The 14,807-nt window shown below is 65.7% G+C and carries 10 protein-coding genes; 9 read left to right on the forward strand and 1 reads right to left on the reverse strand.

Annotated elements, in window-relative coordinates; genetic code table 11:
- The first annotated feature begins 17 nt into the window (after positions 1-17).
- The 3 genes from panB (at position 18) to panD (ending at position 2,527) form a co-directional block, all read left to right on the forward strand.
- Positions 18-821, forward strand: coding sequence for a 3-methyl-2-oxobutanoate hydroxymethyltransferase (gene panB, locus HF203_RS03570; protein ID WP_168666643.1), 804 nt, complete (start codon positions 18-20; stop codon positions 819-821).
- A gap of 311 nt (positions 822-1,132) precedes the next feature.
- Positions 1,133-1,978 carry a pantoate--beta-alanine ligase gene (panC, locus tag HF203_RS03575; protein ID WP_168666645.1) on the forward strand — a complete coding sequence of 282 codons (846 nt, stop codon included), beginning with the start codon at positions 1,133-1,135 and terminating at the stop codon, positions 1,976-1,978.
- Positions 1,979-2,146: 168 nt separating this feature from the next.
- Positions 2,147-2,527 carry an aspartate 1-decarboxylase gene (gene panD / locus HF203_RS03580; RefSeq protein WP_168666647.1) on the forward strand — a complete coding sequence of 127 codons (381 nt, stop codon included), beginning with the start codon at positions 2,147-2,149 and terminating at the stop codon, positions 2,525-2,527.
- Positions 2,528-2,542: 15 nt separating this feature from the next.
- Here panD and glgA read toward each other — a convergent pair whose 3' ends face one another.
- Positions 2,543-4,078 carry a glycogen synthase GlgA gene (gene glgA, locus HF203_RS03585; protein ID WP_168666649.1) on the reverse strand — a complete coding sequence of 512 codons (1,536 nt, stop codon included), beginning with the start codon at positions 4,076-4,078 and terminating at the stop codon, positions 2,543-2,545.
- Between the two features lie 110 nt (positions 4,079-4,188).
- On the opposite strand from glgA, the gene zwf reads away from it, so the two are divergent.
- The 6 genes from zwf to HF203_RS03615 all read left to right on the forward strand — a co-directional run bounded on the left by zwf (position 4,189) and on the right by HF203_RS03615 (position 14,716).
- Positions 4,189-5,658, forward strand: coding sequence for a glucose-6-phosphate dehydrogenase (gene zwf / locus HF203_RS03590; RefSeq protein WP_168666651.1), 1,470 nt, complete (start codon positions 4,189-4,191; stop codon positions 5,656-5,658).
- A gap of 416 nt (positions 5,659-6,074) precedes the next feature.
- Positions 6,075-7,736 carry a glucose-6-phosphate isomerase gene (gene pgi, locus HF203_RS03595; RefSeq protein ID WP_168666653.1) on the forward strand — a complete coding sequence of 554 codons (1,662 nt, stop codon included), beginning with the start codon at positions 6,075-6,077 and terminating at the stop codon, positions 7,734-7,736.
- A 478-nt stretch (positions 7,737-8,214) separates the two neighbouring features.
- Entirely contained in the window at positions 8,215-10,137 is a 1,923-nt protein-coding gene (locus tag HF203_RS03600) for a PrkA family serine protein kinase (RefSeq protein ID WP_168666655.1), read from the forward strand.
- 104 nt (positions 10,138-10,241) lie between these two features.
- Positions 10,242-11,513, forward strand: coding sequence for a YeaH/YhbH family protein (locus HF203_RS03605; protein ID WP_168666657.1), 1,272 nt, complete (start codon positions 10,242-10,244; stop codon positions 11,511-11,513).
- A complete protein-coding gene (locus HF203_RS03610) occupies positions 11,510-13,003 on the forward strand; it encodes a SpoVR family protein (protein ID WP_168666659.1) in 1,494 nt (497 codons plus the stop codon). Before HF203_RS03605 ends, HF203_RS03610 begins: the two co-directional genes overlap by 4 nt.
- A gap of 87 nt (positions 13,004-13,090) precedes the next feature.
- Positions 13,091-14,716, forward strand: coding sequence for a L,D-transpeptidase family protein (locus HF203_RS03615; protein WP_168666661.1), 1,626 nt, complete (start codon positions 13,091-13,093; stop codon positions 14,714-14,716).
- The last annotated feature ends 91 nt before the right edge of the window (positions 14,717-14,807 follow it).

The following is a 14,807-nucleotide window of genomic DNA, read 5'->3' on the forward strand; positions in this document are numbered from 1 at the left end:
TATTTCTGGAGTCGCCGATGTCCGCTTCACCGATCACTGTCGCCTCCCTCGCCGCCATGAAGGCCCGCGGCGAGCGGATCGCTGTCCTGACCTGTTACGACGCCACCTTCGCTCGCCTGCTCGACGAGGCCGGGGTCGATGTGATGCTGATTGGCGACTCGCTGGGGATGGTCCTGCAGGGGCACTCGACCACGGTCCCAGTGACCCTCGACCAGATGGTCTATCACACCGCCTGCGTCACCCGGGGGGCGAGTCGTGCGCTGGTGGTCGCGGATCTGCCGTTCATGTCCTATGCCACGCCCGAGCGGGCACTCGAGAGCGCCGCGCGGTTGATGCAAGAGGGTGGCGCGCAGATGGTCAAGCTCGAGGGGGGCGAGCCTTATCTCGATACCGTGCGGCTGCTGGTTACGCAGGGTGTCCCGGTGTGCGCCCACCTCGGGCTGCAGCCGCAGTCGGTCAACCAGCTCGGCGGTTACCGTTTCCAGGGCCGTGATCACGCCTCGGCCGAGCGTATCCGTCACGATGCGCTGGCAATGCAGGATGCCGGGGCCTCGCTGCTGGTGCTCGAGTGCGTGCCCCAGGCACTCGCCGCCGAGATTGCGCGCACCCTGACGATCCCGGTGATCGGTATCGGCGCCGGGGTCGAGTGCGACGGGCAGGTGCTGGTGCTGCAGGACATGCTCGGGCTCAATCCCGGGCGTGCGCCGCGCTTCAGTCGCAACTTCATGGCCGCTGGCGGGGCGGTGCGTGAGGCCGTCGATGCTTATATCTCCGCCGTGCGCGAGGGCCAGTTCCCCGGTCCCCAGGAGACCGCTTACTAGGCGGCGTGCACGTCTCGATTCCGCGCCTGGCCGTGACTCCGGCCGGGCGTGTGCCGTCGTCCCTGGCGCCCGGGCTCGGGCCGGGTGACGGTCGTCTCCCGGCTCCGCTCTGGGGTCGGGCTCGCAGCCTCGAGGGCTGCAGGTGGACCCGCCCCCATGCGGAGTCCTTATTGTCTGTTGGACATTGCCGAATGTCGCGGCGAACACGGCGTCGATGACCGATGATCCTCGGTCGATGCGGTGCGCGTGGCGCGGCATCCGTGGGACCGTCCCCCGGTCCCGTGCGTCGATCTGAATCAACCGAGAGATCAATGGAGCGTATCGAGCATCTTCCCAACCTGCGCGCGCGCCTGGCCGAGTGGCGCGCGGCCGGCGAGCGCATCGCCCTGGTGCCGACCATGGGCAATCTGCATCAGGGGCATCTGGCCCTGGTACGAGCGGCGGCAGAGCGCGCCGACCGGGTGGTGGTGAGCATCTTCGTCAACCCGCTGCAGTTCAGTCCCAATGAGGACCTCGATGCCTATCCGCGGACCCCGGAGGCCGATCGCGAGAAGCTTGCTGCCGGCGGTTGCGACCTGCTCTTCGCACCCGCGGTTGCAACCATCTACCCCCATGGTCAGGCGGGGCAGACCCGGGTCGAGGTGCCGGGGATCTCCGAGCAGTTCTGTGGTGCTAGCCGTCCCGGACACTTCGTCGGCGTGGCGACTATCGTCTGCAAGCTGTTCAATATGGTGCAACCGGACGTGGCGGTGTTCGGTGAGAAGGACTTCCAGCAGGTGCTGGTGATCCGGCGGATGGTCGAGGACCTGTCGATCCCGGTGGAGATCCATGGCGTTGAGACGGTGCGCGAGCCCGACGGTCTGGCGCGCAGCTCGCGTAACGCCTATCTCAGTAGCGCCGAGCGCGCTCGGGCGCCGGCGCTCAACCGCGTGCTCGAGGATGCCGCTGCGGGCGTGCGCACCGGTCGTCCGCTCGCCGAGTTGGAGCAGGCCGCCAGGCAGGCGCTCGAGGCCGAGGGCTTTGTGCCCGAGTACTTCAAGGTCTGTCGGGCGGCCGATCTGGCCGCGCCCGGCGGTGGGGACGCCGATCTGGTGATCCTCGCGGCGGCTCGCTTGGGTCGCGCTCGGTTGATCGACAACCGTCGGGTACGACGCTGATCCTTCCGCGTTCGGGGCGTTCGGTCAGGCCGTTCCCGAACGCGCTGCGTGTTCGATGCTGCGCCGCAGCAGGGGACGCGCTAGACTAGCCTGGTCATCACATCGAATGTCCGTCGTCGGGTGACGACGGGCCTGGCCCCGGTCGGGGCCCATCAGAGGATTGGACACATGCAATTGACCTTGCTGAAGAGCAAGCTGCATCGCGCCTGCGTGACGCATGCGGAGATGGATTACGAGGGCTCCTGCGCCATCGACGACGAACTACTGGCGCTGGCCGGGATCCGCGAGTACGAGCAGATCCAGATCTACAACGTCGCCAACGGTGAGCGCTTCACCACCTATGCGATCCGTGCCGAGGCCGGCTCGCGGATCATCTCGGTCAATGGTGCGGCGGCGCACAAGGCCGCGCCCGGTGATCGGGTGATCATCTGTGCCTTTGCCGCCATGAGCGAGGCCGAGGCCAACGCCCACAAGCCGGCGCTGGTCTATCTCGACGAGCACAATCAGGTGCTGCGTACCGGTAATGCCATCCCCGCCCAGGCCGCCTGAGCCTGAGCACCGGGCTCAGGCCGACAGCGCGTCGGTTTGGGCCTGTCTCTCCTCCAGCGCCGCTTCGTAGAGCCGTAGATAACGCTGCGCGCTGGCCTCCCAGCTGAAGTCCTGTGCCATACCCGTGACCGCGAGCCGGCGCCATTGCTCCGGTTGCTCGCGATAGAGGTGGCGTGCCTGATCGAGTGCGGCCTGGAGCTCCTCCGGGCGTGAGCGCTCGAACAGGAAACCGGTGGCCGTGCCAGCGGCGAGCGTGTCGGTTGCGACCGGGGTGATGGTGTCGGCCAGACCGCCGGTGCGGTGGGCGATCGGTGGCGTACCGTAGCGCAGGCTGTAGAGCTGGTTGAGCCCGCAGGGCTCGAAGCGTGAGGGCATCAGGAAACTGTCGCAACCGGCCTCGATGCGGTGGGCGCGTTCCTCGTCATAGCCGATGAAGACCCCGACTTGACGCGGATAGGTGCTGGCGACCTCGCGCAACGCCTGTTCGGTGTGCCGGTCACCGGCCCCCTGGAGGATCACCTGGATGTTCGGGTCCTGGAGGAGCACGGGGAGAGTGGCGAGGATCAGATCGACGCCTTTCTGCTCGACCAGTCGCCCGACATAACCGAGCAGGAAGGCCGTCTCGTGGCGCGGCAGCCCGAACTCATGCTGTAGCGCGAGCTTGTTCTCGACCTTCATGGCAAAGTGCTCGGCATCGAAGGTCCGGGTGATCACCGGGTCGGTGGTCGGGTTCCACTCCTGGTAGTCGATGCCGTTGAGAATGCCATTGAAGCGCCCGCCGAGCTGGCGCAGCAGACCGTCGAGCCCGCAACCGAAGCGCGGGGTGCGAACCTCGTCGGCGTAGGTTGGACTGACGGTGTTGACCCGGTCGGAGAAGACGATGCCCCCCTTGATGAAGGACATGCGTTGGTGGAACTCGATCCCGGAGACGTTCCACAACGCCGCCGGCAGGCCGATACGGTCGAAGGTGGCGCGATCGAACAACCCCTGGTAGGCGAGGTTGTGGATGGTGAAGGCGGTGGCCGGGCGACCGGGTTGGTCGTGGAGGAGCGCTGGGGCGAGGCCGGTCTGCCAATCGTTGGTGTGTAGTACATCAGGTTGCCAGCCGACGGCCGGCAACCCCATGGCGAGCTGCGCGATGGCACGACACAGCAGCAGGAAGCGCTCCGGGTTGTCGCCCCAGTCGCGACCACTGATATCGGTGTAGGGACTGCCCTCGCGGTAGAAGTAATCCGGCGCATCGACCAGGTAGACGGGCAGATCGTGGTCCGGGTGCAGGCCCTCGATGATGCGCACGCTGGTGCGCGCGTCCGGGACTCGCAGCTCACAACGCGTCTTGGACGCACGCAGTTGGCGCTGCGCGCTCGGATAGGCTGGCATGATCAGGCGCGCGTCGTGGCCGAGTTGGCGCAGGGCCACGGGCAGGCTTGCGGCCACGTCGGCGAGCCCGCCGGTCTTGATCAGCGGATGGGCCTCGCTGCTCGCCACGAGGATGCGCAGCCCGCCGGGGTTCGACTGGGCAGGGGAGGTCGGGGGAACGAGGGGCTCCATGAACGGTCCTTGGGCTCGGGGGAGTGCGGCGGGAAGGGCCGCTTCCGGCTTGGCAATAGAGTGACAGCCATCAAATTAGCATATTTGTGCACTCGCGAGATAATCCAGCCATGTCCGATCCCTGCACCCTATTGATCTTCGGGGCCACGGGCCATCTGGTCGAGCACAAGCTGTTGCCTGCGCTCTATGGGCTTGAGGCGGCCGGGCGCTTGCACCCGGCCACCCGCGTGGTCGGTGTCGGTCGCCGTCCCTGGACGGGTCAGGTGTGGCGCGACCGGGTCGGCGCAGCGCTGGCCGAGCGGCGCACCTGCGAGCAGGCGGTGCTGCAGCGTCTGCTCGAGCGCTTGACCTTCGTCACCCTCGATTTGGAGCGCGCCGAGGACTTCACGCGGCTGGCCGAATGCCTGCGGGCCCTGCCCAAGGCGCCGAGCAATCTATTGAGCTACCTGGCCATCGCCCCCGAGTTCCATGCCGGGGTCGCCGAGCGACTCGCTGCCGCCGGTCTCGCGAATCGGTCCGGCGGTTGGTCGCGATTGGTGGTGGAGAAGCCCTTCGGCCTGGATCTGGAGGGCGCGCGGTTGCTCGAGCAACGGTTGGGCGCGGTCTTTCCGCGCGAGGAGATCTATCGTATCGATCACTATCTGGGCAAGAGCACGGTGCAGAACGTGCTCGTGTTCCGCTTCGCCAACCTGTTGCTCGAGCCGTTGTGGAATCGTCACTACATCGACCATGTGCAGATCTCCCACGCCGAGTCCCAGGGGATCGGCGCGCGCGCCGGTTTCTACGACGGGGTCGGTGCGTTGCGCGACATGATCCAGAGTCATCTGCTGCAGTTGCTCACCCTGGTGGCGATGGAGCCGCCGGCAAGTCTCGATGCCGACGCGCTGCGCGACGAGAAGGTGAAGGTGCTGCGCTCGATCCGACCGATCGCCCGTGATGCCGTCCATGCCCATGCGCTGCGCGCCCAGTATGGCGCCGGTCGCATCGGCGAGACGACGGTGTCGGGCTATCGTGACGAGCCCGGGGTGGCGGAGGAGAGCACGACTGAGACCTATGCCGCACTCAAGCTCTATATTGATAACTGGCGCTGGCGCAACGTTCCCTTCTTCCTGCGTACCGGTAAGCGGATGGCGAGCAACGAGTCGCTGATCGCCATCCGCTTCAAGCACCCGCCCCAGCAGCTCTTCCAGCACACCGCGATCGAGCGGCTGCGGCCGAACTGGTTGCTGCTCGGCATCCAGCCGCACGAGTGCATGCGCATCGAGCTGCAGGTCAAGCACCCGGGGTTGGAGCTGCGTACCCAGACCGAGCGGCTCGACGCCAGCAGCTGTGGCCTGCCGCCGGATCACATCGACGCCTACGAGGCACTGATCCTCGATGTCATCACCGGCGATCGTACCCACTTTCTGCGTGCCGACGAGGTCGAGTGGGCGTGGCGGGTGATCGACCCGGTGCTCAAGCGCTGGGCGGTCGAGCGCGAGTTCATCCACACCTATGCCGCTGGCTCCTGGGGCCCGTCCGAGGCCAGCCGCCTGTTCGACCGCGACGACCAGGACTGGCGCAACGCCCTGGCTGGCTGAGGGCGGGGGTCTCAACTACCAGCCGCCAGTCATCAGCCGCCAGCCATCAGCTATCAGCCACCAGCCGCCAGCCATCAGCTATCAGCGGTCAGCCGCCAGTCATCAGCCACCCGCGCCAGCCATCGGCCAACGGTCGCCAGCGGGATCAGCCGCGGCGGTGTCCGCACCCCCATCCGGCGACCCACCGACGGGCGTGCGTTCTGGACGCCCGTGGTTGAGGGTAGGCTGGAGGCTGATCGCTGGACGCTTCTCCCTCTTCGCGACCTTCGCGGCTTTGCGGTTCAATCATCCTGGCCGCTGGCCGCCCGACATCGGGTCGTCATCGTGATCCGAGTATGCTGTCGCGGTGTGGTCGCCGGGGCGCGTGGTGGCGCTGTGGTCGACCGTCCATTCTCACGTTTGCAAGGAGAGTCTGCATGTCGTTGATCAGTCAAACCCCGCAATGGCAGGCGTTGCAGCAGCATTGGGAGGAGATGCGCGCGCTCCATCTGCGCACCCTGTTCGCGCGCGATCCCGACCGTGCCGAGCGGATGCGGCTGTCGGTCGCCGGCCTGCACCTGGACTATTCCAAGAACCTGCTCACCGACGAGACCCTGCGTCTGTTGCTGGAGTTGGCGCGCGCGGCCGACCTGCCCGGCTGGCAGGCGCGTCTCTACGGTGGCGAGCCGATCAATGTCACCGAGCAGCGCGCGGTGCTGCACATGGCGTTGCGCAACCGTAGCAATCGACCGATGCTGGTCGACGGTGAGGACGTGATGCCACGTGTCAATGGCGTGCTCGCCCGTATCGAGCGCTTCGTCGGCGAGGTGCGCTCGGGGCGCTGGACCGGGCACACCGGGCGGCGCATCAGCGATGTGGTCAACATCGGTATCGGCGGATCCAACCTCGGGCCGAAGATGGTGTGCGCCGCGCTCTCACCCTATTGCACCGATCAGTTACGGGTGCACTTCGTCTCCAACGTCGATGCCACCCATCTGGTCGAGACGCTGCGCGGGCTCGACCCGGAGACGACGCTGTTTGTGGTCGCCTCCAAGACCTTCTCCACCCAGGAGACCATGACTAACGCGGCGAGCGCCCGCGACTGGTTGCTCGCGGCGCTGGGTGAGACGGCTGCGGTGGCGCGTCACTTCGTCGCCGTCTCCACCAATGCCGAGCGGGTGTCGGCCTTCGGTATCGATACTACCAACATGTTCGAGTTCTGGGACTGGGTCGGCGGGCGCTATTCGCTGTGGTCGGCGATCGGGTTGCCGATCGCGCTGGCGGTGGGTTTCGAGCGCTTCGTCGAGTTGCTGGAGGGTGCGCACGCGATCGATGAGCATCATCGCACCGCGCCGCTCGAGCGCAATATGCCGGTGCTGCTCGGGCTGATCGGGGTGTGGTATGCCAATTTCGCCGGGGCGCGCACCCACGCCGTGCTGCCCTACGACCAGTCGTTGCGGTTGCTGCCGGCCTATCTGCAACAGGGCGACATGGAGAGCAACGGCAAGCGGGTCGGGCGCGACGGCGCGACCCTCGACTACACCACCGGTCCGGTGGTCTGGGGCGAGCCCGGCACCGATGGTCAGCACGCCTTCTACCAGCTCATCCACCAGGGCACCCAGATGATCCCGGCCGACTTCATCGGCGCCGCGCGCAGCCATCATGAACTCGGCGATCATCACGACAAGCTGATGGCCAACTGTTTCGCTCAGACCGAGGCGTTGATGCGCGGGCGCACCCTGGATGAGGCGCGCGCCGAGCTGCGGGCCGCCGGTCTGTCCGACGAGCGGATCGAGGCACTCGCCCCGCATCGTGTCTTTCCCGGCAACCGCCCGACCAACACCATCCTGATGACGCAGCTGACGCCCTTCACCTTGGGCGCGCTGATCGCCCTCTATGAGCAGCGGATCTTCACCCAGGGGGCGATCTGGGGGATCAACTCCTTTGATCAGTGGGGCGTCGAGCTGGGCAAGCAGCTCGCCGGGGTGATCCTCGGTGAACTCAAATCCGGGGTAGCGGGCGAGGCGCATGATGCCTCCACGCGTGCACTCCTGGAGCAGTATCTGCACCTGCGTGGTGCAGCCAAGGCCAGCGCTTGAGGCCCTGTCGGGTCGCCGCCGATCGGGCGCAGGCGCGTTGAATCGTGTGCCACGCTGCCCAACCTTCTCCTCTGAGGTGATGTCGGTAGACGGCGCCCGGCAGCGGGGCGCGGCGGTGGTCGCGACCCGGTCCTCGATCACCTCTGCCGACATCCCTGTGGGGCCGGCCCGATAGCCGCCGCGCCGGCGTGGCACACCCGTCGAGGCGGGATACGGGGCAGGTCCTGTCTCGATGCACCGAACAGACGCAGCGGTCGAACCTGTGGTCATGGCTTGGGTCATAGACTGCGGTCGCCGCTGCCGAGACGGCCCGATCTGCGCGGGTCGTTCCAGGCGCTCCAGCGGGGACGCTGGTCGATGGCCTGAATCTTGCGCTCCACCTGGAGGCTCTTGTGTTCCGTTTCGTCCGTCCCGAGCCTTCGGCTGAGCCGGAGCCGGATTGCGCAGGCACACTCAGGTTCCGAGGAGAGGTAAGTCTATGTCGATCTTCGAACGCTACCAGGCGCGCTACGAGGCCTCCCGCGAGGAGGTGCTGACCCTGGATGAATACCTGGCACTCTGCAGGACCGAACCCGGTGCCTATGCCAGCGCCCCAGAGCGCTTGCTGCAGGCCATCGGTGAACCAGAGCTGATCAACACCAGCGACGACCCACGGCTGAGTCGGATCTTCCAGAACAAGGTGATCAAGCGCTATCCGGCCTTCTCCGAGTTCTATGGTATGGAGGAGTCGATCGAACACCTCGTCTCCTATCTCAAGCACGCCGCTCAGGGGCTCGAGGAGAGGAAGCAGATCCTTTACCTGCTCGGTCCGGTCGGCGGCGGTAAGTCCTCGCTGGCCGAGAAGCTCAAGGAGCTGATGGAGCTGGTGCCCTTCTACGCCATCCAGGGCTCGCCGGTGTTCGAGTCGCCGCTGGGACTGTTCTCGCCCGAGGAGGATGGTCAGATCCTTGAGGACGACTACGGTATCCCCAGGCGCTATCTGCGCACCATCATGTCACCCTGGGCGGTGAAGCGGCTACAGGAGTACCACGGCGACATCACCCGCTTCCGGGTGGTCAAGGTCTATCCCTCGGTACTCGAGCAGATCGCCGTGGCCAAGACCGAGCCGGGCGACGAGAACAATCAGGACATCTCCTCTTTGGTGGGTAAGGTCGACATCCGCCAGCTCGAGCGCTTTGCCCAGCACGACGCCGATGCCTACAGCTACTCCGGCGCGCTGTGTCGTGCCAACCAGGGCATCATGGAGTTCGTCGAGATGTTCAAGGCACCGATCAAGGTGCTGCACCCACTGCTCACCGCCACCCAGGAGGGTAACTACAACGGTACCGAGGGGCTCTCGGCGCTGCCCTTCCAGGGCATCATCCTCGCCCACTCCAACGAATCGGAGTGGCAGAGCTTCCGTAACAACAAGAACAACGAGGCCTTCCTCGATCGCGTCTATATCGTCAAGGTGCCCTACTGCCTGCGCGTCGACGAGGAGGTCTGCATCTACGACAAGCTGCTCGCCAACAGCTCTCTCGCGCACGCGCCCTGCGCCCCGGGGACCCTGGAGATGATGGCGCAGTTCTCGGTGTTGACCCGGCTCAAGGAACCGGAGAACTCCAGCGTCTACTCGAAGATGCGGGTCTACAACGGCGAGAACCTCAAGGACACCGACCCCAAGGCCAAGTCGGTGCAGGAGTACCGTGACTATGCCGGGGTCGACGAGGGGATGAGCGGGATCTCCACCCGCTTTGCCTTCAAGATCCTCTCTCAGGTGTTCAACTTCGATCACGCCGAGGTCGCCGCCAACCCGGTGCACCTGCTCTATGTGCTCGAGCGCCAGATCGCCCGCGAGCAGCTCCCGCCCGAGGTGCAGGAGCGCTATCTCGGCTTCATCAAGCAGTACCTGGCGCCGCGCTACGCCGAGTTCATCGGCAAGGAGCTGCAGACGGCCTATCTCGAGTCCTATGCCGAGTACGGTCAGAACATCTTCGATCGCTATGTCACCTTCGCCGACTACTGGATCCAAGATCAGGAGTACCGCGACCCCGATACCGGTGAGATGCTCGACCGCGCCTCGCTCAACGAGGAGCTGGAGAAGATCGAGAAGCCGGCGGGGATCTCCAACCCCAAGGACTTCCGCAACGAGATCGTCAACTTCGTGTTGCGTGCCCGTGCCAACAACGGTGGGGCCAACCCGCGCTGGACCAGCTATGAAAAGCTGCGCCTGGTGATCGAGAAGAAGATGTTCTCCAACACCGAGGAATTACTGCCGGTGATCTCCTTCAACGCCAAGGCCTCGGCCGACGAGCAGAAGAAGCACGACCAGTTCGTCGACCGCATGACCGAGAAGGGCTACACCCCCAAACAGGTGCGGTTGCTCTCGGAGTGGTATCTGCGGGTGCGCAAGGCGCACTGAGTCGATCGCAGGTGACGGGCGCCCGCCGCCGAGGTGGGCGCACCCCGACCGTGCCGGAGGCGTTGTCCGGTGCGGTCCTCAGCAACGGTGAGCGAAGCGGTCCTATGTCACACTTCATCGACCGTCGTCTGAACGGTAGGAACAAGAGTGCGGTCAATCGCCAGCGCTTCATCCGGCGCTACAAGAGCCAGCTCAAGCGCTCCGTGGCCGAGGCGGTCAACAAGCGCAGCATCACCGACATCGAGTCCGGTGAACGCGTCGGCATCCCCGCGCGCGACATCTCCGAACCGCTGCTCCACCACAGTAGCGGCGGCACCCGCGATCAGGTCTATCCCGGCAATCGCGAGTTCGAGACCGGTGATCGTATCCGCCGCCCGCCAGCTGGTGGCGGGCAGGGCGGTGGTCAGGGCAAGGCGAGCAAGGACGGGCGTGGCGAGGACGACTTCGTCTTCGAGCTCTCGCGCGAGGAGTTCATGGACCTGCTGTTCGAGGACCTGGCCCTGCCCAATCTGGTGCGCAACCAGCTCATGGGGTCGACCGAGTTCAAGAGCGTGCGCGCCGGCTATGCCACCGACGGGGCACCCTCCAACATCGACGTGGTGCGCTCGCTCAAGGGGGCGATCGCGCGGCGTACCGCGCTCGGCGCACCGTCGCGGGCGCGTATCCGCGAGCTCGAGGAAGAGCTGGCGGCATTGCTCGCCGGCGGCGCCGGCGAGCGCGACGCGCGGGTGGTGGCATTGCGCGAGGAGATCGACGCGCTCAAGACGCGGATCGCCGCGCTACCCTTCATCGACAGCTTCGACCTGCGCTATCAGAGCTTCACCAAGCAGCCCGAGCCGACCAGCAAGGCGGTGATGCTCTGCATCATGGATGTCTCCGGCTCCATGGATCAGGTGCGCAAGAACCTCGCCAAGCGCTTCTTCATCCTGCTCTATCTGTTCCTGCAGCGGAACTACGATCAGATCGACCTGGTGTTTATCCGCCACCACACCATCGCCCAGGAGGTCGACGAACAGGACTTCTTCTATTCGCGCGAGACCGGCGGTACCGTGGTCTCGAGCGCGCTCAACCTCGCCCACGAGGTTCTCCGCGAGCGCTACGATCCGAGCGTCTGGAACATCTATGCCGCCCAGGCCTCCGACGGCGACAACTGGGACTCCGACTCCAACATCTGTCGCGACATCCTCGTCGACAAGCTGATGCCGCTGATGCGTTATTTCGCCTATGTCGAGATCACCCCGCGTCAGCACCAGAGCCTGTGGTACGCCTATCAGGAGGTGATGGAGCTGCACCCGCACTTCGCGATGCAGGAGATCGATGGTATGGAGGACATCTTCCCGGTGTTCCGCGAGCTGTTCAGGAGGGAACCGGCATGAGTTCACGCATCATCTCCGAGTCGTTGGAGTGGACCTTCCCGCTGCTCGAGCGCTTCGATCACGAGATCGGGCGCATCGCCCGCGACGTCTACGGGCTCGACACCTATGCCAACCAGATCGAGGTGATCACCTCGGAGCAGATGATCGACGCCTACTCATCGGTGGGGCTGCCGATCAACTACCAGCACTGGTCGTTCGGTAAGCAGTTCGTTGCCACCGAGCAGACCTATCGGCGCGGCCAAATGGGCCTGGCCTACGAGATCGTGATCAACTCCGATCCCTGCATCGCCTATCTGATGGAAGAGAACACCCTGCCGATGCAGGCGCTGGTGATCGCACACGCCAGCTACGGACACAACAGCTTCTTCAAGGGTAATTACCTGTTTCGCACCTGGACCAGCGCCGATGCCATCATCGATTACCTGGTGTTCGCGCGGCGTTTCATCGCCGAGTGCGAGGAGCGCCATGGCGAGGAGGCCGTCGAGCTGCTGCTCGACTCCTGTCACGCCCTGATGAATCAGGGGGTCGATCGCTACAAGCGCCCGTCACCGCTGAGCATGGCCGAGGAGCAGCGCCGCCAGGAGGAACGCGCGGCCTATCTGCAGTCTCAGGTCAACGACCTCTGGCGCACCCTGCCACCGGGCCCTGAGATCGGCGATGAGCAACGCGAAGAGCGCTGGCCGGAGGAGCCGCAGGAGAATCTGCTCTATTTCATCGAGAAGAACGCCCCGCTGCTCGAGCCCTGGCAGCGCGAGATCGTGCGCATCGTGCGCCGGATCGCCCAGTACTTCTACCCGCAGCGCCAGACCCAGGTGATGAACGAGGGCTGGGCGACCTTCTGGCACTACACCCTGATGAATCATCTCTACGACGAGGGGCTGGTGGGCGACGGTTTCATGATGGAGTTCCTGCAGTCGCACACCGGGGTGATCTATCAACCGGAGTTCGACAAGCCCTACTTCAACGGCATCAATCCCTATGCGCTGGGGTTTGCGATGATGCGCGATATCCGCCGTATCTGCGAGCAGCCGACCGAGGAGGACCGCGAGTGGTTCCCCGATATCGCCGGTGGCGACTGGCTGCAGGTGCTCGATTTCGCCATGCGCAACTTCAAGGACGAGAGCTTCATCGCCCAGTATCTGTCGCCGCGGTTGATGCGTGAATTTCACCTCTTCGCGGTGCGTGACGACGACCGCGAGGAGCAACTCGAGGTCACCGCGATCCACGAGGAGCAGGGCTATCGGGCGCTGCGCCAGGCCCTCGCCGAACAGTACAACCTTGGCAGTCGCGAGCCCAATGTGCAGGTCTATCACGTCGACCGGCGTGGTGATCGTTCGTTGACCCTGCGCCACTTCCGCCACAATCGTCGACCGCTCGGTGACTCGGCCGACGAGGTGCTGCGTCATGTGCATCGGCTGTGGGGCTTCAAGGTCAGGCTCGAATCGGTCGATGAGCAGGGGCGGGTGCAGCTCGTCGGTGAGTGTCCCTGAGGACGACATGAACGGAATCGGGCGGCCAGGACGGGCGTCTGCTAGGGGCACGGAGGCCAGGGTATTCGTTGCCTTTGCAGGTGGCAGATGGCGTGCTGGCGCACCGCCCCGTTGGGGTTGTTGCTCATCCTCCTCCATACACCGTCGGCGAATGCTGCGCCCTGGCCCGCGCTCGATGCCGCGCTCGCCGCTGGTGCTCCCCTGCCCGAGGGGCGTGAGCCTTACTCGTCGAGGTTGCTCGCCGCCTTCTATGCCGCGCGTGACCACCGCCCGGTGTGGACCTCGTGGGCGCGGCTCGATGCGCTCGCGCGGCTGCTCGCCGGCGCCGAGGCCGAGGGCTTCACCGCCGATGACTTCCATCTCGCCACGCTCACCCGGCTGAGCATCGTCCCGCCACGCAGCGAACGGGCCTGGGTGGGGCTGGAGTTGCTGCTGAGCGACGCGCTGTTGCGCTATGTCCACCACACCCGTTACGGCAAGCTCGACCCGGTGCAGGTCGCGCCCGAGCGCAATGATCGTGCGCCGGTCGCGGCGGCTCAGGTCCTCGCCGACATGCGCCTGGCGCTCGCCGCCGAGGACATGGCCGAGACCCTGGCCGGGCGTTTCTCGTTGCCCTTCTGGTATCGCGATCTGCGCCGTGCATTGCGTGACTATGTCGCCCAGGACCACCTACTCGGGCTGTCTCCATTGCCTGCCGGTCCGCCGCTCGGCCTCGGCAGCCGTGGCGAGCGGGTCGTCGGGGTGCGCGAGCGGGTGCGCCTGATCGCCGGCGAGTCGTTGCCGGCGATGGATGCCGAGACGGCGCGCTACTTCGACGTCGGGCTCGGCGAGGCGGTGCGCGAGCTGCAGCGTCGTTATGGGTTGGTCGATGATGGCGTGGTGGGGCCCCGTACCCTGGCGGTGCTCAACCGCCCGCTCGATGGCCAACGGATCAAGCGGGCACGGATCAACCTCGAGCGGATGCGCTGGTTCTATGCCGAACTGCCGCCGGACTATCTGTTCGTCGACCTGGCCGGCTATCAGGTGAAGCTGGTGCGCGGCGGCGAGGTCGTCTGGGCGACCCGGGCGATCGTCGGTAGCATCAAGGACCAGACGCCGATGTTTCGCGATCGTATGGATCATCTGGTGCTCAATCCGACCTGGACGGTGCCGGTGTCGATCCAGAAGGGGATGGGCTGGGTCTCGCGGGACTATCTGCTGGTCGACCGCCGTACCGGTGCAGTACGACGCGGCGGTGATGCCGGCAACTACCGGCGCTATCAGTTGGTGCAGCGCCCGGGCGCGGACAATGCCCTGGGGCGGGTCAAGTTCATGTTCCCCAACCGTCATGCGATCTATCTCCACGACACCCCGAGTCGCTGGTTGTTCTCGCGGCGACAACGGACCTTCAGCCACGGTTGTGTCCGGGTCGATGAGCCGCTGGCGCTGGCCGTGGCGCTGCTCGAGGGGAGCGTCTGGACCCGGGAGCGACTCGAGCGCTTGATCGCGCGCGGGCGTACCCGTCACCTCCAGCTCGAGCGGCCCCTGCCGGTACTGCTCTACTATCTGACGGTGACCACCGATCGCACGGGACGGCTGGTCTTTCGCGAGGATGTCTACGATCGTGACGCGACCCTGATCAAGGCCCTGGCTGCGCCGGTGCGTGGGACGCGCATCGATTTCACCACCATTGGTGAGGGCGCGCGATTGGGCACGGCCGGGGCGGGGCGCTGAGCCGTGTCCAGTGCGCGGGCGTCTTCGTGTTGAGGCTGGCTGCGGTTAGAATCCGATGCTTTCGAATCCATACCTCCCCTGATACTGCGGG

Origin of the sequence: Marichromatium bheemlicum, from assembly GCF_012276755.1 — a bacterium.
GTDB classification, from domain to species: domain Bacteria; phylum Pseudomonadota; class Gammaproteobacteria; order Chromatiales; family Chromatiaceae; genus Marichromatium; species Marichromatium bheemlicum.

What these genes read in the sequence shown, in the direction of transcription:
- HF203_RS03610 (WP_168666659.1), top strand. Translation starts at nt 11,510, where the DNA reads ATGAGTTCACGCATCATCTCCGAGTCGTTGGAGTGGACCTTCCCGCTG.
- glgA (WP_168666649.1), bottom strand. Translation starts at nt 4,078, where the DNA reads ATGGAGCCCCTCGTTCCCCCGACCTCCCCTGCCCAGTCGAACCCCGGC.
- pgi (WP_168666653.1), top strand. Translation starts at nt 6,075, where the DNA reads ATGTCGTTGATCAGTCAAACCCCGCAATGGCAGGCGTTGCAGCAGCAT.
- zwf (WP_168666651.1), top strand. Translation starts at nt 4,189, where the DNA reads ATGTCCGATCCCTGCACCCTATTGATCTTCGGGGCCACGGGCCATCTG.
- HF203_RS03605 (WP_168666657.1), top strand. Translation starts at nt 10,242, where the DNA reads ATGTCACACTTCATCGACCGTCGTCTGAACGGTAGGAACAAGAGTGCG.
- HF203_RS03600 (WP_168666655.1), top strand. Translation starts at nt 8,215, where the DNA reads ATGTCGATCTTCGAACGCTACCAGGCGCGCTACGAGGCCTCCCGCGAG.
- panD (WP_168666647.1), top strand. Translation starts at nt 2,147, where the DNA reads ATGCAATTGACCTTGCTGAAGAGCAAGCTGCATCGCGCCTGCGTGACG.
- HF203_RS03615 (WP_168666661.1), top strand. Translation starts at nt 13,091, where the DNA reads ATGGCGTGCTGGCGCACCGCCCCGTTGGGGTTGTTGCTCATCCTCCTC.
- panC (WP_168666645.1), top strand. Translation starts at nt 1,133, where the DNA reads ATGGAGCGTATCGAGCATCTTCCCAACCTGCGCGCGCGCCTGGCCGAG.
- panB (WP_168666643.1), top strand. Translation starts at nt 18, where the DNA reads ATGTCCGCTTCACCGATCACTGTCGCCTCCCTCGCCGCCATGAAGGCC.